The sequence below is a fragment of the Rhodanobacter sp. UC4448_H15 genome (genome assembly GCF_052978265.1).
Genome location: NZ_CM129665.1, coordinates 2,553,422 through 2,570,898, shown reverse-complemented (window position 1 = coordinate 2,570,898; position 17,477 = coordinate 2,553,422). Strand labels below are relative to the sequence as shown.

Annotated in this window: 14 protein-coding genes; 7 read left to right on the top strand and 7 right to left on the bottom strand. The window is 68.7% G+C overall.

The genetic code is table 11. The features are described from left to right. The first annotated feature begins 14 nt into the window (after positions 1-14). Positions 15-1,661, top strand: a complete 1,647-nt coding sequence (locus ACVCMI_RS11690) for an alpha/beta hydrolase (RefSeq protein WP_447098726.1) — start codon at positions 15-17, stop codon at positions 1,659-1,661. 51 nt (positions 1,662-1,712) lie between these two features. Here the strand turns inward: ACVCMI_RS11690 and ACVCMI_RS11685 are convergent, their stop codons facing one another. From ACVCMI_RS11685 to ACVCMI_RS11675, 3 genes are all read right to left on the bottom strand, one after another. Further along, the gene (locus tag ACVCMI_RS11685) at positions 1,713-2,135 is read right to left on the bottom strand and encodes a VOC family protein (protein WP_447098727.1); all 423 of its coding nucleotides are present in this window, start codon (positions 2,133-2,135) and stop codon (positions 1,713-1,715) included. A 134-nt stretch (positions 2,136-2,269) separates the two neighbouring features. Then, positions 2,270-3,085 (bottom strand): helix-turn-helix domain-containing protein, encoded by an 816-nt coding sequence (locus tag ACVCMI_RS11680; RefSeq protein WP_447098728.1) that lies wholly within the window; start codon positions 3,083-3,085, stop codon positions 2,270-2,272. 41 nt (positions 3,086-3,126) lie between these two features. Next, on the bottom strand, positions 3,127-5,526 hold the full coding sequence (locus ACVCMI_RS11675) for a DUF3772 domain-containing protein (RefSeq protein ID WP_395118941.1): 2,400 nt from the start codon (positions 5,524-5,526) through the stop codon (positions 3,127-3,129). 214 nt (positions 5,527-5,740) lie between these two features. On the opposite strand from ACVCMI_RS11675, the gene ACVCMI_RS11670 reads away from it, so the two are divergent. Beyond that, positions 5,741-7,579, top strand: a complete 1,839-nt coding sequence (locus tag ACVCMI_RS11670) for an ABC transporter ATP-binding protein (RefSeq protein WP_447099445.1) — start codon at positions 5,741-5,743, stop codon at positions 7,577-7,579. Between the two features lie 31 nt (positions 7,580-7,610). On the opposite strand, the gene arsH is transcribed toward ACVCMI_RS11670, so the two are convergent. Continuing rightward, positions 7,611-8,372 (bottom strand): arsenical resistance protein ArsH, encoded by a 762-nt coding sequence (gene arsH, locus ACVCMI_RS11665; RefSeq protein ID WP_447098729.1) that lies wholly within the window; start codon positions 8,370-8,372, stop codon positions 7,611-7,613. Between the two features lie 73 nt (positions 8,373-8,445). On the opposite strand from arsH, the gene ACVCMI_RS11660 reads away from it, so the two are divergent. The 4 genes from ACVCMI_RS11660 (at position 8,446) to ACVCMI_RS11645 (ending at position 14,035) form a co-directional block, all read left to right on the top strand. Beyond that, positions 8,446-8,949 (top strand): arsenate reductase ArsC, encoded by a 504-nt coding sequence (locus ACVCMI_RS11660; protein ID WP_447098730.1) that lies wholly within the window; start codon positions 8,446-8,448, stop codon positions 8,947-8,949. After that, a complete protein-coding gene (gene arsB / locus ACVCMI_RS11655; RefSeq protein ID WP_447098731.1) occupies positions 8,946-10,031 on the top strand; it encodes an ACR3 family arsenite efflux transporter in 1,086 nt (361 codons plus the stop codon). Before ACVCMI_RS11660 ends, arsB begins: the two co-directional genes overlap by 4 nt. A 4-nt stretch (positions 10,032-10,035) precedes the next feature. Then, positions 10,036-10,407, top strand: a complete 372-nt coding sequence (locus tag ACVCMI_RS11650) for an ArsR/SmtB family transcription factor (RefSeq protein ID WP_447098732.1) — start codon at positions 10,036-10,038, stop codon at positions 10,405-10,407. Between the two features lie 124 nt (positions 10,408-10,531). Beyond that, positions 10,532-14,035, top strand: coding sequence for a class I SAM-dependent DNA methyltransferase (locus ACVCMI_RS11645; protein ID WP_447099558.1), 3,504 nt, complete (start codon positions 10,532-10,534; stop codon positions 14,033-14,035). Positions 14,036-14,080: 45 nt separating this feature from the next. On the opposite strand, the gene ACVCMI_RS11640 is transcribed toward ACVCMI_RS11645, so the two are convergent. The 3 genes from ACVCMI_RS11640 to ACVCMI_RS11630 all read right to left on the bottom strand — a co-directional run bounded on the left by ACVCMI_RS11640 (position 14,081) and on the right by ACVCMI_RS11630 (position 15,899). Further along, positions 14,081-14,488, bottom strand: coding sequence for a VOC family protein (locus ACVCMI_RS11640; RefSeq protein ID WP_395118929.1), 408 nt, complete (start codon positions 14,486-14,488; stop codon positions 14,081-14,083). A 133-nt stretch (positions 14,489-14,621) separates the two neighbouring features. Beyond that, complete coding sequence (locus ACVCMI_RS11635; protein ID WP_447098733.1) at positions 14,622-15,092, bottom strand: cupin domain-containing protein; 471 nt, start codon at positions 15,090-15,092, stop codon at positions 14,622-14,624. Positions 15,093-15,101: 9 nt separating this feature from the next. Continuing rightward, on the bottom strand, positions 15,102-15,899 hold the full coding sequence (locus ACVCMI_RS11630) for an MBL fold metallo-hydrolase (protein ID WP_447098734.1): 798 nt from the start codon (positions 15,897-15,899) through the stop codon (positions 15,102-15,104). 131 nt (positions 15,900-16,030) lie between these two features. Here ACVCMI_RS11630 and pdxR point away from each other — a divergent pair, with 131 nt between their 5' ends. Next, positions 16,031-17,464, top strand: a complete 1,434-nt coding sequence (gene pdxR, locus ACVCMI_RS11625; RefSeq protein ID WP_447098735.1) for a MocR-like pyridoxine biosynthesis transcription factor PdxR — start codon at positions 16,031-16,033, stop codon at positions 17,462-17,464. Positions 17,465-17,477 lie beyond the last annotated feature (13 nt).

Genomic DNA, 17,477 nt, shown 5'->3' with positions numbered 1-17,477 from the left:
GAAGGGGAAGGGACATGAATCATCGTCGTCACGCCGGGGCGATTTTGCTGGCTTTCGGCTTGCTCGTCGGCGTTGCCCAGGCACGCAGCGACAAGGCGCTGGAACATCGCTACATCCGCGTCGAACTGGGTGCGGCCAGCACGCAAGCGACTTCGGGCCGGCTGCTGCTGTTCGCGGTCGATGCCAAGGCGGCGCAGGCGGCGGCCGAAGCGGAGTCCAAGGGCAAGAGCAGCGTGGTCGAGTCGGTCGACGCCGATCCGTTCAGCGGCACGGTGACCAGCGTGGCCGCGCGCGAGGTGGACCACTGGGCGCCGGGGCAGGCGATCGACATCGACACCAACCGCATGGCGTATCCCGCGGAGTGGTCGCAGCTGCCGCCGGGCGATTACCTGGTGCAGGCCGTGCTCGACGTGAACCATGACTACAACTACACCGGGCGTGGTGCCGGCGATCTGGTCAGCGACGTGGTCAGGCTGCATCTGCCGGCGACCGGCGTGCCGGAACTGGTCCTGGCGAAAGCGTTGCCGACGGACGGCGATCCCTGGGCCGTGCCGGATTCGGCCCCGCCGGCGATGCGCGAAAGCGTGGCCGCCGCTCGTCCGCACGCGCACCTGGTCGATTTCACCAGTCCGTCGCTGAGTGCGTTCTGGGGCCGGCCGATCCACATGCGCGGTTGGGTGCTGACCCCGCCCGGCTACGACGCCGCGGCTGCCGCGCGTTACCCGACCGTCTATTACACGCAGGGTTTCGGCGGCAACAACGAGCGCGTGATCGGCCCGGTCGTCACCGTCTACACCGCGATGGCGAAGCAGCAGATGCCGCCGATGATCTGGGTGTTCCTCGACGAGTCCAGCCCCACCGGCACCCACGAGTTTGCCGACTCGGTCAACAACGGCCCGTGGGGACTGGCGCTGACCACCGAGCTGATCCCGCATCTCGAAGCGCACTACCGCATGGATGGCGATGCCAACGGCCGCTTCCTCAACGGCCACTCCTCCGGCGGCTGGGCCACGCTGTGGCTGCAGACGCGCTACCCGAAGCTGTTCGGAGGCACCTGGTCGACCTCGCCCGACCCGAGTGACTTTCACGATTTCACCGGCGTGGATCTTTACGCGCCGCACGCCAACGTCTACCGCCGGCCCGACGGCTCGGCCTACCCGCTGGTGCGCAACCACGACAAGGTGCTGGGCACCTTCGAGCAGTTCGCGAAACTCGAACGCGTGCTGGGCAGCTACGGCGGCCAGCTGGCGTCGTTCGAGTGGGTATTCTCGCCGCGCGGTGAGGATGGCCGGCCCGTGCCGATGTTCGATCGCGACACCGGCGCCGTCGACCCGGCGGTGGTGGCGTACTGGCGTGATCACTACGACATCGCGCACCGCCTGCAGCAGCAATGGCCGCAGCTGAAGCCCGACCTGGACGGCAAGATCCATCTTTACGTGGGCACGGCCGACACGTTCTATCTCGACGGTTCCGCGCACAAGCTGAAGGCCGTGCTCGATGGCCTGGGAGCGAAGACGGAGTTCCGCTTCCTGCCTGATCGCACCCACGGCAACCTGTACTGGATCGGCGAGGACCACCACGGCCTGCTCAAGCAGATCAGCTGGGCGATGTATGCGATCGCGCGGCCGGACTCCAGGCTGAAGCCCGTCGTCACGCCCTGATCCTCATCGCGCCGTGGGGCGGGCACCGCCCGCCGCCCGCGCGTTTTCGGTTCATTCCGGCTGCCACGGGTCGTAGCTGCCGATGTACCAGAGGTGGCCTTCCGGGTCGTGGCAGCTGTAGCCGGCGCCGCCGTAGTCCTTCTCGGCGTAGTCGTCGACGATCACCGCGCCGGCTGCCTTTGCCCGCTCGTAGTGGGCCTTGCAGTCGGTCACGGTCACGCAGGCACACTGCGTTTCGCGGCCGCCGATCTCGTCGGGCTGCGCGATGTGCCGGCCGAACTCGTTGTCGCGCACGCCGCCCAGCATGACCATGCCGCGGCCGTAGGCCAGTTGCGCGTGCTCGACCTCGCCGGCGTCGTTTTCGTAAACCGCGTGCCGTTCGAAACCGAAGGCCTGGCAGAGCCAGTCGATGGCCGCGTGGGGATCGCGGTAGCGCAGGCAGGGGATGATGGTGCTGCCGCCGGACTGTTCCATGGGTTATCTCCGTGGTGGATTCTCGCAAGGTGGGTGGTGTCGTCATTGCGCCGGCGCGAAACGACGTCGCGGTCCTCAGGGACGCGGGCCAGACTATCCCCGCGAGGCGTGGCGGTCTTGTAGATTTCCGTCGCTCAATCGAGCGGCAGGTGGTTGGAGTAGGGACCGCGCGCAGCCATGAATGCGGTCGGCGTGACGCCGGCGAACTGGCGGAACTCGTGGGTCAAATGGGCCTGGTCGAAATAGCCGCCATCGGCCGCCACCTGGCTCCAGTTCACCGCCGACTGCGCTGCCGCATGATCCACCACCGCGCGAAAGCGCAGCAGCCGCGTGTAGTGCTTGGGACGCATGCCCACCTGGTGCTGGAACAGCATGCCGAAGCGGCGCTCGGACAAGCCTGCCTCGCGTACCAGCGGCGCGATGCGTTGCACCTGCGGCGGGTCGGCCAACCGATCCAGCGCGTAGGCGATGGCGGGATGCAAGGCGGTGCTGTGCAGGCGTCGCACCAGCCACCGGGTCAGCAGGCGCAGGCGGCCCCGTGGTGCGGGGGTTTCCAGCAGTTGCTCGCGCAGCAGCGCGGCGGCCGGCCCGAACAAGTCACCCAGGTCGACATCCCGTCCGATCAGGGTGGTGGCGTCCTCGCCGGTCAGCGCGTGGGCGCCTCCCGGGCGGAACACCACGCCCATCACGCGGATCTGTTCGGCGGTGTCGATGATCTCGCTGCGCAGGGTGGGGCCGCCAAGCACGCAGGCGGACGAGCGGATACACCGCCGCGCCGCGTCATCGGTGTAGACACGGGTTTCGTCCTCGTGCAGGTTGATGATGAGCTGCGCCCCGGGTTGCGGCAGCACGCGCTCGTGGCGATGCGCCGCGGGCGGCATGTCCCAGTCCCACACTTTCGCGATCAGCTTGTCCAGCGGTGGTCCGGGCAGGTAGTACTGGAATCCCATCGGCTCGTCTCCGTGGATACGCGGCGGTCTGGCGTGCCGGCTCAGCCCGTCTGTTCGTCTTCCTCGGCCAGCGGTGGCAGGGTGCGCACCAGTTGCGCGCGCACCAGCGGCAGTCGCGCGCGGCGCAGGCGCTGCAGCAGTTCGAACAGCAGGTCGCTCTTGACGCCGCCGGTGTCACGCGGGCTGCCGACGTAGGCCACGCAGTTGAAGGTCATCGAGCCGGCATCGAGGCCCTCCAGTTGCACGTAGGGCGCCGGCGCGGCCAGTGTGCCCGGGTGTGCGCCGAGCACCTCCAGCGCCAGTGCCCGTACCTTGTCGGCGTCGGTGTCCAGCGGCATCGGCAGCTTGATCTGCACGCGGCCCAGCGCGTTGGCCTGGGTCACGTTGCGCACGTTCTCGGTGATCAGCTGCGAGTTCGGCACGATCACGGTGGATCGGTCCCACAACTGGATCTCCGTGGCGCGCACGTTGATCCGGCGGATGTCGCCCTCGACCTCGTTGAGGCTGACCCAGTCGCCCACCTTCACCGGCCGTTCCACCAGCAGGATCAGGCCGGAGATGAAGTTCTGCACGATCGCCTGCAGGCCGAAGCCGATGCCCACCGACAGCGCGCTGACGATCCAGGTGATGCTGGTCAGGTTGACGTGCAGCGCGGCCAGGGTCAGCACCAGCACCAGCAGGCCGCCGAGGTAGCCGAGCAGGGTGACGATGGAATCCTGCATGCCCGGTTCCATCGTCGACTTGGGCAGCAACTGCTCGCGCAGCCAGCGCTTGAGCATGTGCAGCAGCACGCCGCCGCCCACCAGCACCAGCACCGCCCGGAAAATGTTGCCGGGATTGATCGGCAGATCGCCCAGTTTCAGGTTGCCGAAGGTGCGTAGGGCGCTGGCCAGCAGGTCGCCCGGGCCGGCGCCGAACGGGGTCAGCACGATGGCGATGGCCAGCAGGGTCAGCAGCACCTTGGCGATGCCGGCGAGCAGGGTGGCGGCCTGGTCCAGCGCATGCGGCGCCAGCTGGAAGGATGCCTGCAGCCGCTGGCCGCCGCGTTCGTGCGGCGACAGCGCCACGTGGATCAGGTCGTTCAACAGGTGGCCGAGCAGCCACGCGCTGGCCACCACCACGCCGACCCACAGCATCTGCACCGCGGCGAAGAACGCGAGCGCGATGTAACCGGTGGCCACGCCCAGCCAGCTCACCAGCACGCCCAGCACTGCGCCGGCACCGAGCGCGCCGACCCACAACGGCTGATGTTCGACCACGCCCTCGGCCGCCGCCTGCCGCCGCGCCCCACGCAAACGCCACCAGCCCGCCGCGATGAGACCGCTGACCACCAGCGCCACCGCGCCGCGCGTGGCCACCGTGGTCGGCAAGCTGGAGCCGATCGTGCGGCTGATGCGCTCGACCAGGCCGAACAGCAACGCGGCGGCGCCGAGCAGCCAGGGAAGCATGCGCAGGCGCTGCGCAGCCAGGTCGGACAGCGGCGGCAGGCGCCAGCTCGGCCGGCGCACGGAGAGCAGCGCGCGGCCCAGCCCGGTGACAAACGCCGCAAACAGCACCAGCCGTACCGCCGAGCGCGCCAGCGCGTCGAGGTCCGGTGCGAGGATGTCGTTCCAGTTCAGGCCCAGGTACGCCAGCTGGGCGGCGATGCCGGTGGTGAGCAGCGCGGTGAGCGCGACCGCCACCGCCATCGCGCTGCGGCGCAGATGGCCGTCCGGCACGTGGCGCGTGGCCAGGCGCAACAGCAGCCGGTCGAGCAGCCAGCGGCCCACGCCAAGCCACAGCAACGCGCCAATCAGGCACAGCAGCAGTGGCGTGCGGTTCGGCGCTTCCCACGCCTCGCTCCAGGCATCGGCCACGCGACCGCCGAGGCGGTCCAGCCGTGCCAGGTCATCGGGAAAACTGCGCGCCGGCTCGCTCCAGAATGCGCGGCCGAACGGCGATGCCGTGCGCGAGGCCAGCCGCGCCTGGAACGCGTCGTTGCGCATGCCGGTGATCTGCGCGGCCAGTTGCAGCGCGTTCTGGCCCAGCAGCTGCGCCTGCTTGATCCGTGCATCCAGCGCGGCGCCGGCCTTGTCCAGTTGCCGCCGCTGGGCCGCGACCTGCGGCGCTTCCGGCGCCGCGCCCTTGGCCGGCGGCGGGCCCAACACGTCGAGCTGCGCCTGCAGCGCGGCCAGCTGGGGCGCCAGGTCGCTGGCCAGTTGCCGCGCCTGGTCCTGCACCGCCAGCGCGTCGTTGCGCAGGTCGCCGAGCGAGCTGGCGGCTTGCTTGTCCTTCAGTGCTGCCTTGAGTGCATCGAGGCGATCGTCCAACTGCTCCAGCGACTGCGCCGGCGTGGCGGCGCTCGCCGCCGATGCCGGCGCGGCGTCGCCTTGCTGGGCGTGCACGGCGAGGCTGCCGCAGGCGAGCAGGGCGAGCAGGAGGAAGCGGCATGGTGTGGGCATCCGCGCATGATCGGAGCGGTGCGACAGGCGGTCAATCGTGTTGGCGTCCTGCGCGGCGGAAGGCACGGCGACGGTTCAGCTTGGTTGCGCGGTGGCTCGCGCGGGCAAGCGCGCCTGGCCTGCCGCAGTCGCCGCCGCTGGTCACGCGTGGGTCCTTGCATGCAGCCAGCCGCGCACCCACGCTAGAGAACCTGCCTGCTGCGTGCCGCCCATGATCTTTCGCTGGTTCGAATCCCTCATCGACGCGTTCAAGGAACCGGCCGACGGCATGCCGCCGCGGCCGGTGTGGCGTTTCTACGTGTTCTATCTGCGCCAGGTGTGGCCGGTGTTCGCCGCCACGCTGGTGGTCGGCTTTGGCGTGGCGGTGGTGGAGGTGTCGCTGTTCGGCTTCATCGGGCGCATCGTGGACATGGCCAGCGGCACGCCGGCGGACCTGTTCCGCCTGCACGGCCAGGCGCTGATCTGGATGGCGCTGGTCGCACTGGTGGCGCGGCCGCTGCTCGGCGGCCTGCACGACTTGCTGGTGAACCAGGCGATCCTGCCCAGCCTCACCAACCGCATCCGCTGGCAGCACCATCGCTACGTGATCCGCCAGAGCCTGGGCTTCTTCCAGAACGATTTCGCCGGGCGCATCGCCAACCGCATCATCCAGACCGGCGCCTCGCTGCGCGATTCGGCCGTGCAGATCGTGGACGCGATCTGGTACATCGTGATCTACACCGGCAGCGCCATCGCGCTGTTCGCGCAGGCCGACGGCTGGCTGGCGGTACCGCTGACGGCGTGGATCTTCTGCTACATCGGCTTGCTGGCCTTCTTCATTCCGCGGGTGAAACAGCGCTCGTGGAAATCCTCGGAGGCGAAATCGAAGCTGATGGGCCGCGTCGTCGACGGCTATAGCAACGTGATGACGCTGAAGCTGTTCGCCCATACGCGCCGCGAGGAGGCGTACGTGGCCGAGGCGATGGGCGAGTTGATCGACAAGCATCGCCTGACGACCCGCCTGACGACGGCCATGGACGTCAGCATCACCGCGCTCAACGGCTTCCTCATCACCGGCACCTCGGCGCTGGCGATCTGGCTATGGAGCGAGGGGCGGGTGACCACCGGGGCGATTGCGTTGTCGATCGGGCTGGTGATCCGCATCAACAACATGTCCGGCTGGATCATGTGGGTGGTCAACGGCATCTTCGAGAACGTCGGCACCGTGCAGGACGGCATCACCACCATCTCGCAGCCGCGCGCGGTGCAGGACCGCGAAGGCGCGATGCCGCTGGAGGTGACCAACGGCGCGGTGCGCTTCGAGCACATCCACTTCCACTACGGCAAGCGTGGCGGCGTCATCGCCGGGCTGGATCTGGACGTGCGCGCGGGCGAGAAGATCGGCCTGGTCGGCCCGTCCGGCGCCGGCAAGTCCACCCTGGTCAACGTGCTGCTGCGGCTGTACGACCTCGAGGCCGGGCGCATCCTGATCGACGGCCAGGACATCGCACACGTCACCCAGGAAAGCCTGCGCTCGCAGATTGGCGTGGTCACCCAGGACACTTCGCTGCTGCACCGCTCGATCCGCGACAACCTGCTCTATGGCCGTCCCGATGCCAGCGAAGCGCAGGTGGCCGAGGCCGTGCGCAAGGCGCGCGCCGACGAATTCATCCCGCAGCTCAGCGATGGCGAGGGCCGTCGCGGCTACGACGCGCTGGTCGGCGAGCGCGGCGTGAAACTCAGCGGCGGCCAGCGCCAGCGCATCGCGATCGCCCGCGTCCTGCTGAAGGACGCGCCGATCCTGGTGCTGGACGAAGCGACCTCGGCGCTCGACTCCGAGGCGGAAGCGGCGATCCAGGACAGCCTGGACATCCTGATGCAGGGCAAGACGGTGATCGCGATCGCCCATCGCCTCTCTACCATCGCGCGGATGGACCGGCTGGTGGTGCTGGACAAGGGACAGATCGTCGAGACCGGCACGCACGCCGAGCTGATCGCGCACGAGGGCCTGTACGCGCGGCTGTGGAAGCGGCAAACCGGTGGCTTCGTGGCGGCGGAGGACGCGCCGGTCTAATCGGCGGTTGCGGCAGGCGGGAGTCGCGGGCTCAACACGTTCCGCTGCAGCAGGCGGGTTTGCCCGCCGTCGGCGCGCTTTCCAGCACCTCGGCCGCCGCCGTCAGCGCCTTCGCCGCGGCGGCACCCTTGCGCTCGCTGTAACGGCTGACCAGGTAGTCGCTGCGCCCGCGCACCAGCAGGGTGAACTTGAACAGCTCCTCCATCACGTCCACCACGCGGTCGTAGAACGGCGAGGGTTTCATCCGGCCGTCGTCGTCGAACTCCTGCCAGGCCTTGGCCACCGAGGACTGGTTCGGGATGGTCAGCATGCGCATCCAGCGGCCCAGCACGCGCAGGGTGTTGACCACGTTGAACGACTGCGAGCCGCCGCAGACCTGCATCACCGCGAGCGTGCGCCCCTGCGTGGGCCGCACGCTGCCGTCTTCCAGCGGCAGCCAGTCGATCTGGTTCTTGAACACGCCGGTGATCGTGCCGTGCCGCTCGGGGCTGACCCACACCTGGCCCTCGGACCACAGCGACAGCGCGCGCAGTTCCTGCACCTTGGGGTGGCTGGCCGGCACGCTGTCCAGCAGCGGCAGTTCGTGCGGGTCGAACACCCGCGTCTCGGCGCCGAAGTGGCGCAGGATGCGCTCGGCTTCCAGCGCCAGCTTGCGGCTGAACGACTGCGGGCGCAGCGAGCCGTACAGGATCAGGATGCGCGGCGGGTGGCCGGCGTCGGCCGGCAGGGCCAGCTTGGCCAGGCTGGGGGTGTCCAGTACGTCGGCGGCGACGTGGGGCAGGTCCGGGATCACGGCGGTTCCTGTTGCGTTGGTTTGACAATTCTATAATCATGGAAATATAGAAGCCAACCCGGAACCGTCGCCCATGCCCCCGTGTCGCGTCCTGTTCATCTGCACCGGCAATTCGGCCCGCAGCATCCTGTCCGAGGCCACCCTCAATCATTTGGGCGCGGGGCGCTTCGCGGCGTTCAGCGCCGGCAGCCAGCCGACCGGGCGCGTCAATCCCTACGCGATCGACGAGCTCAAGGTGCACGGTATTGCCACCGAAGGACTCAGCAGCAAGTCGTGGGACCGCTTCACCGAAGCGGGCGCGCCGCCGCTGGATATCGTGATCACGGTTTGCGACAACGCCGCCAGCGAGGCCTGCCCGGTGCTGTTCGGCGATTTCGTGAGAAGCCATTGGGGCCTGCCCGATCCGGCTGCCGCGCGGGACGCGGACGCTGCCGCGGCATTCCGGCGTGCGTACGCGCTGATCGTGCGGCGGATCACCGCGCTGCTGCAGCTGCCGGTGGAAACGATGGGCCGCGACGAGCTGCAAGAGGCGCTCGACCGCATCGGCAGCCTCACCGGCGAGGAAGCCCACGCATGAACCAGCCATCCGCCGCACTCGCCGCCGACGCGGTTTCTCCGGACGGTGCCCGCATCGGCTTCTTCGAGCGCTGGCTCACGCTCTGGGTGCTGCTGTGCATCGTCGCCGGCACGCTGCTGGGCCACCTGCTGCCCGGCAGCTTCGAGGCGCTGGGCAGCATGCAGGTGGCCCAGGTGAACCTGCCGGTCGCCGTGCTGATCTGGCTGATGATCATCCCGATGCTGCTGAAGATCGACTTCGGTGCGCTCGGCGGCGTGCGCCGGCAGTGGAAGGGCATCGGCGTCACGCTGTTCGTCAACTGGGCGGTAAAGCCCTTTTCGATGGCGCTGCTGGGCTGGATCTTCATCCGCCACCTGTTCGCCGGCCAGTTGCCGGCGGCGCAGCTCGACTCCTACATCGCCGGCCTGATCCTGCTGGCCGCCGCGCCGTGCACGGCGATGGTGTTCGTGTGGAGCAACCTGTGCCGTGGCGAGCCGGCATTCACGCTGAGCCAGGTTGCGTTGAACGACGCCATCATGGTGGTGGCGTTCGCGCCGATCGTGGCGCTGCTGCTGGGCATCTCCTCGATCACGGTGCCGTGGAACACGCTGCTGCTGTCGGTGCTGCTGTACATCGTGGTGCCGGTGGCGCTCAGCATGCTGCTGCGGCGCCGGCTGCTGGCGCATGGCGGCGAGGCGCGCCTGCAGAAACTGCTGCAGCGGCTGGGGCCGGTGTCGCTGGGCGCGCTGCTGGCGACCCTGGTGCTGCTGTTCGGTTTCCAGGGCCGGCAGATCGTCGCGCAGCCGGCGATCATCGCGCTGCTGGCGGTGCCGATCCTGATCCAGGTGTATTTCAACGCCGGCCTGGCGTACTGGCTCAACCGCCTTTTCGGCGTGCCGCACTGCGTGGCCGGCCCGTCGGCGCTGATCGGCGCCAGCAACTTCTTCGAGCTGGCGGTGGCCACGGCGGTGGGCCTGTTCGGCGTGCATTCCGGCGCGGCGCTGGCGACCGTGGTGGGCGTGCTGATCGAGGTGCCGGTGATGCTGTCGGTGGTGCGCATCGTCAACCGCAGCAAGCGCTGGTATGAATCGGCCCGGGAGTAGCGCCATGCAGAACAGGCAAGCCATCACCATCCTCGCCGCGCTCGCCCAGGAGTCGCGGCTGGCGGTCTACCGGCTGCTGATCGAACATGCGCCGGAAGGACTGGCGGTCAGCGCGATCGCGGAGAAGCTCGGCCTGCCCAACGCCACGCTGTCCTTCCACCTGAAGGAGCTGTCGCACGCGGGCCTGGTGAGCAGCCGGCAGAGCGGGCGCTTCATCTACTACGCGCCGGTGATCGAGACGATGGACGAGCTGGTCGGCTACCTCACCGATCACTGCTGCAGCCAGTCCGGTGGCACCTGCGCACCGGCCACGCGCAAGAGCGCGCCGGCCAAGCGCGTGGCCGCGGTCGGCAAGCGGCGGTCGGGTTCGGCCTGAGCTTTTGCACGCGGCGGCGCAGACGGCGAAGTGAGGGCAGGGCGTGGAACCGGATATCCTCGGCGGCGGGGCTATCGAAAGGAATGATCGTGGAACACCTACTCGCCGTCGCGGTGAAGCACTCATGACGACCACCCGCATGGAAGCCGCCGACGCCTTCATCGCCAAATGGCGCGGCGTCACCGCCTCGGAGCTGTCCACCGCGCAGAGCTTCGCGCTGGACCTGTGCCGGCTGCTCGACGTGGAAGCGCCGCACCCGGATGCCGAGCAGCAATACATGTTCGAGCGGCCGGTCACCTTCAGTCACGGCGACGGCAGCAGCTCGGCCGGACGCATCGACTTGTACAAGCGCGGCTGCTTCGTGCTCGAAGCGAAGAAGCTCAAGGCACCCACCCACACCAAGGGCTTCGACGACGCGATGCTGCGCGCACGCAGCCAGGCCGAGCAGTACGCCCGCGCGCTGCCGGCCAGCGAGGGCCGCCCGCCGTTCCTGCTGGTGGTGGATGTGGGCAACCGCATCGAGCTGTATGCGGAGTTCAGCCGCTCCGGCGCCACCTACACGCCGTTCCCCGACCCGCGCAGCCACCGCATCGCGCTCGACGAGCTGCGCGAGGAAAAGATCCGCGCGCGCCTGCGCACGATCTGGACCGACCCGCTCGCGCTCGACCCCAGTCGCGAATCCGCCCGCGTCACCCGCGAGATTGCCGCGCGGCTCGCCACCCTGGCGCGTAGCCTGGAAGCGGCCGGCCACCGCGCCGAGGCGGTCGCGCAGTTCCTGATGCGCTGCCTGTTCACCATGTTCGCCGAAGACGTGAAGCTGCTGCCGAGCGACAGCTTCCGCGACCTGCTGCTGAAATACGCCGACCAGCCCGACACCGCCATGCGCATGCTCGGCCTGCTCTGGCACGACATGGACAAGGGCGGCTTCAGCGGCGCCATCGCCAGCGAGGTGCTGCACTTCAACGGCAAGCTGTTCAAGCAGCCCGACACGCTGCCGCTCACCCGCGAGCAGGTCGCGCTGCTGATCGAGGCGGCCAAGGCCAAGTGGGAACACGTCGAGCCGGCCATCTTCGGCACCCTGCTCGAACGCGCGCTCGACCCCGGCGAGCGGCACAAGCTCGGCGCGCACTACACCCCGCGCGCCTACGTCGAGCGGCTGGTGCTGCCCACCGTGATCGAGCCGCTGCGCGGCGAATGGAGCGACGCCCATGCCGCCGCGCTCACCCTCGCCGCCGAAGGCAAGGCCGACGAGGCGGTGAAGACCCTGCGCGCATTCCACCACCGCCTGTGCACGGTCAAGGTGCTCGACCCTGCCTGCGGCAGCGGCAACTTCCTCTACGTCACGCTGGAACACCTGAAGCGCCTCGAAGGCGAAGTGTTCAACGCGCTGGACGAACTCGGCTACCGCCAGACCGGCCTGGCGCTGGATGGCGAGCGCGCCGACGCGCTCGGCGGCGAAACCGTCGACCCGCACCAACTGCTCGGCATCGAGCTGAACCCGCGCGCCGCCGCCATCGCCGAAGTGGTGCTGTGGATCGGCTACCTGCAATGGCACTACCGCACCCGCGGCGACATCAACCCGCCGCAACCGGTGATCCGCGACTTCCGCAACATCGAGAACCGCGACGCGGTGCTGGCCTACGACCGCATGGAGTACGTGCTCGACGAACGCGGCGTGCCGGTCAGTCGCTGGGACGGCGTGAGCATGAAGCCCTCGCCCGTCACCGGCGAGGACGTGCCGGACGACAGCAAGCGCGTGCCGCTGGAGTGCTACGTGAACCCGCGCAAGGCGGCGTGGCCGGAGGCGGATTTCGTGGTGGGGAATCCGCCGTTTATTGGCAACAAGCGGATGCGTGCGGCGTTGGGTGATGGCTACGTCGAAGCGTTGCGCGGTGCGTGGCCGGACATGCCCGATTCCGCCGATTTCGTCATGTACTGGTGGCATCACGCTGCCGTGTTGACGCAGCGCGGCGCGCTGCAACGCTTCGGCTTCATCACCACGAACTCGATCAGCCAGACTTTCAACCGCCGCGTCATCGAAGCCGCATTGTCTTCTTCCCTTCTCCCGGAGGGAAAAGGAAAGGCTCGGCCGCTGTCCCTGGTGTTTGCTATCCCCGATCATCCGTGGGTGGATACGGCAGATGGCGCGGCAGTTCGAATTGCGATGACCGTTGGACAAGCCGGAACCCAGCCAGGCCGGCAGGTCTCGCTTTTAGGCGAAACTGAAGGGTCGACCGGTGAATACGAGATCGTCACCCATACAAAACTCGGAACGATTCACGTCGACCTGACCGCTGGAGCCAACGTTGCTGGCGCCACACGCCTTCGCGCGAACCGCGGCCTCTCGGGTCAAGGAATCAAATTGGTAGGTGACGGCTTCTACGCGAACGATGGCGATACGTTCCCTGAGATAAATCCAGTAACTGGCTTGCCTGTTGGACGCTTGATGGTTGGGCCCAAGGATGTGCTCAATGGAACAGGAGGACGTCTCGTCATCGACTTCTTTGGCATGACAGAACAACAAGCGAGGGCAACTTCGTCGGCGGCGTATCAGAAACTTTTGACCGAGGTGAAGCCGATCCGCGACCAGAACGCGCGTCCTTCCATACGCGAGCAATGGTGGAAGTTTGCCTGGGATCGGCCGGTGATCCGAAACGGACTAAAGGGGCTCCGACGCTACGTTGCAACTTTAGAAACTACCAAGCACCGGGCTTTCACGTTCGTGTCAGCGGATCGGCTCTGGGACGGCTCCTTGTTTGGAATTGCCATCGACGACGCTGCCCTCTTTGGCGTGTTGTCGAGCTGTGTTCACACCACGTGGGCACTAGCAGCAGGTGCAGACCTAGGGCCGACTCCACGCTACAACAACACGCTTTGCTTCGATCCCTTTCCATTCCCGAAAGTGATGATCGAGCAACAACAAACCCACCTGTCTAACCTCGCCGAACAACTCGACGCCCACCGCAAACGCCAGCAGGCTGCGTACCCCGACCTCACTCTCACCGGCATGTACAACGTGCTGGACAAGCTGCGCAGCGGCGAGCCGCTGACGGCGAAGGAGCGGGTGATCCACGAGCACGGCCTGGTCTCGGTGCTGCGCCAGCTGCACGACGAAATCGACGCGGCGGTGCTCGATGCCTACGGCTGGGGCGACCTGTTGCCGCCGCTGCGCGTGGCGCACGGTAATGACGCGCCCGCCGATGGCGCCAGCCGCGACGAGGCGAAGCGCGCCTTCGACGAGGCGATCCTCGAACGGCTGGTGGCGCTCAATGCGGAACGCGCGGCGGAAGAAGCGCGCGGCCTGGTCCGCTGGCTGCGCCCCGCATTCCAGCACCCGACCGCGCAGGCGGCACCGGAGCAGGCCGAGCTTGCCGCCGGGCAGGGCGGGGACGAAGCCGCTGCACCGGCCGCCGCGGCCAAGCCGCTGCCGTGGCCGAAGGACGCGGTGGCCCAGGTGCGTGCCGTAGCCGACGCGCTCGCCGCCAGTCCGGTCGCGCTCGACGCGGACGCGCTGGCGACCCGCTTCACCGCCCGCGGCCCGTGGAAGAAACGCCTGCCGCAACTGCTCGACATGCTGGTGGCGCTGGGCCGCGCCCGCGAACAGGACGGCCGCTACAGCGGCCGATGACGGTACCGGGCGCTGCGTCAGCGGCCACCACGGCAGCGGACATCATCAACCCGGCGGGATGGCCGCCGGGTCCATCCAGAACGCTTCCCATACGTGGCCATCGGGATCGGCCAGGCTGCGGCTGTACATGAAGCCGTGATCCTGCGCGGGGTTGATGTCGGCCGTGCCGCCGTTCGCCGCGGCCGTGCCGTTCATGGCATCGACCGCGGCGCGGTCGTCGAGCGAGATCGCCAGCATCACTTCGCTGGCGCCTGCGCTCGGCAGCGGCCGCTCGGTGAAGCCGCGCCATTTGGCGTGGGTGAGCAGCATGACGTGGACGGCCTCGCTCCACACCATGCACGCGGCGGTGTCGTCGCTGAAGTGGGGGTTGTTCGCAAAGCCGAGGGATGCGTAGAAGGCCATCGACTTCTTGAGGTCGGCGACCGGCAGGTTCACGAAGATCATCTTGGGCATGGCGGGGTTTTCCGGTGGTGGGGGATACGGAGAGCGGCGCTGCTCGTCTCCCGTAAGACGATTGGCGGGCGGCGATTTCGACACGGCGGGCGAAGGTTGCCGCCGCCCGGGCTGCGTCGTCGCCGAGCCACGTTCAGCGGTCCCGCACATCCGGCATCGCCACGCCCAGCTCGCGGCAATGGCGTTCGTACTCCGCCAGTTGCGTGCTGGCCGAGGCGCGGGCGGTCACCGCACCGCCCGGGCCGAGGAACTCGACCGTGCCCATCACGATCACCAGCGCCAGCATCGGCTCGTCGCCGACGATCTTCCACCAGTCGGTGTTGCCCGGCGGCTCGTAGACGTAGTCGCCCGGGCCGATCAGCTCGCCGGTGCACAGCTTGCGCGTGCCGCTGAGGTTGTACGCGTGGATCTCGCCGGTATGCCGATGCAGCGGCATCACCGTGCCCGGTTCCATGCGCAGCAGCTCGACGAAACCGCGGTCGCCGGCGAAGAAGCGCAACGGGCTGGACGACTTGCCGGGCGTGGAGGAGGGCACCCAGTGCCGCGCGGCGGCGGTGCTGAAGCGGGCGGGCAGATAGTCGTGCAGGCGGGCGGAACGATTCATGGCGTGTCCTCAGGCGGCGATGGCGGCGAGATAGCGTGCGAACGAGGCATCGACCGCCGCGCGGCCGCCGCCGATGATGTTGCGGCCCCAGGTGAAGCCGTAGACGTCCTCGAAGTCGCAGCCGGCCAGGCGCGAGCGCATGCGGTGCACGTCGGCCGCCGGCATCGGCATGAAGTTGGGGTAGCTGTGCATGAACGAGACGTGGCGGCGGTCGCTGGCGACGTGCGGCGCGTCGCCGGAGAACAGCGCGCCGCCGGGTCGCGGCCCGTTCTTCCAGTGCAGCACGGTGCTGCCGGGAAAGTGGCCGCCGCTGTTGATCAGGGTCACCGCGTCGGACAGGCGGTAGACCTCGCCGCGCCAGAACTGCACGTTCGGCGACGGCCGGCGCACCCAGTCGCGGTCCGCCTCGTGCAGCAGGATCGGCACGTTGCCGAACGCCTCGCTCCACTCCAGCATCGAAGCGTAGAAATGCGGGTGCGAGATCGCGATCAGGTCCACGCCGCCGCGCGCCTTCAGGGCGGCGACCGCCTCGTCGGTCACCAGGCTCAAGGCTTCCCACAGGATGTTGCCCGCGTCGGTGGGCAGGTACAGCGCGCGCTGGTTGATGGCGAAATCCGGCGCCAGGCCGATGCCGAGCACGCCGGCTTCGTCCTGCAGGCGCAGCGTGTGGGTGGCTTTCAGGGCGTCGTGCGTCGTCCAGGTCTGGCCGCGCGCGCCGACGTATTGGCGCTCATCCTCGCAGACGGCGCAGTGCGTGGGGACGTTCGGGTATTGCGTGCCGCAGGTTTCGCAGATGGCGTTTGTCATGGTCTGGCCTCGCTTGGGGCGGGGTGGTGCCCGCCGGCTTTTCGACTCGGGAACGGCGGGCGGTGCCCGCCGTACGGTGCCGACTCTAGGCATAATCTGGACCTGTGATTGACCCATTCCCGAGAGATTCCATGGAACCAGTTTTTCCGTTCCCCGTGCTGCTGCCGCGTGGCTCAGGCACGCTCACGCAGGCGCTGCACCAGCAATTGCGCGCGGCGATCCTGGACGGCCGCCTGCCACCACACGCCGCGTTGCCCGCCACGCGGAAAGTGGCCGAGGCCCTGGGCGTGGCGCGAAATACCGTGGTCGCCGCCTACGACCTGCTGATCGCGGAGGGTTACCTGGCCCCACGTCAGGGCGCCCGGCCGCGGGTCGCCGAGTTCGTTCGGCGGCGATCCAGGCCGGTGCACACGGGCGCGGACGAATCGCGTTTCGCGCCGGCATGGCGCACGCCGTTCCTGCAGCCGTCGCCGGCGCGCAGCCTGCCCGAGCGAAATTTCCGTCTGGGCATTCCCGACCACCGCCATTTTCCGCACGAGGTCTGGCGCCGGCTGATGGCGCAGACGCTGCGCCAGAGCGCGCGCGAACCGTTCGCCTATGCACCGTCGCAAGGCATCCCTGCCTTGCGCGAGGCGATCGCTCAGCACGTCGCGTTCACCCGCGCGGTGGCCTGCGGCGCCGACGATGTGATCGTCACCTCCGGCGCGCAGCAGGCGTTCGACCTGATCGCCCGCCTGCTGGTCACGCCGGGGCAGACGAAGGTGGCGGTGGAGGAACCGGGCTACCCGCCGGTGCGCGCCGCGTTCGCCGCCGCCGGCGCGCAACTGGTGCCGCTGCCGGTGGACGACGAGGGCCTGTGCGTCGAGCGCCTGCCCGACGACGTGCGCATCATCAGCGTCACCCCGTCGCACCAGTCGCCCACCGGCGTGGCGATGTCGCTGCGTCGGCGTGCCGACTTGCTCGACTTCGCGCGTCGTCGCCATGCGGTGATCGTGGAGGACGACTACGACGGCGAGTTCCGCTTCGGCGACCGTCCGCTCGATGCGCTGCAAACGCTGGACCGCGACGGCCTGGTGTTCTACGTCGGCACTTTCTCCAAGAGCATGTTTCCCTCGCTGCGCAAGGGCTTCGTGGTGGCGCCGGCGTGGGCGCGCAGCGGGCTGGTCACCGTCAAGCACTGCGTCGACTCGCATTGCGACGGCATAACCCAGGCCGCGCTTGCCGCCTTCATCCGCGACGGCCACCTCGCGCGGCACGTGCGCCACATGCGGCCGATCTACGCCGAGCGCCGCGCGGCCCTGCTCGACGCGCTGCAGGGTGAACTCGGCCGCTGGTTGCAACCGATTCCCTCCGAAGCCGGCCTGCATCTGGCCGCGCGATTCCGCGATCCCGCGCGGGCGGCCCGGCTCATGCCGATCATCCTGCGCCACGCCGTCGGCGCCGAATCCACCGCCAGCTACGCGATGACGCGCACGATCGAGCCGGCGGTGACGTTCGGCTACGGCGTGATCGATCCGCACGCCATCACCAGGGCGTTCGCCCAGTTGCGCCGCGCCCTGGCCTGAAGCGCTTGCGGCC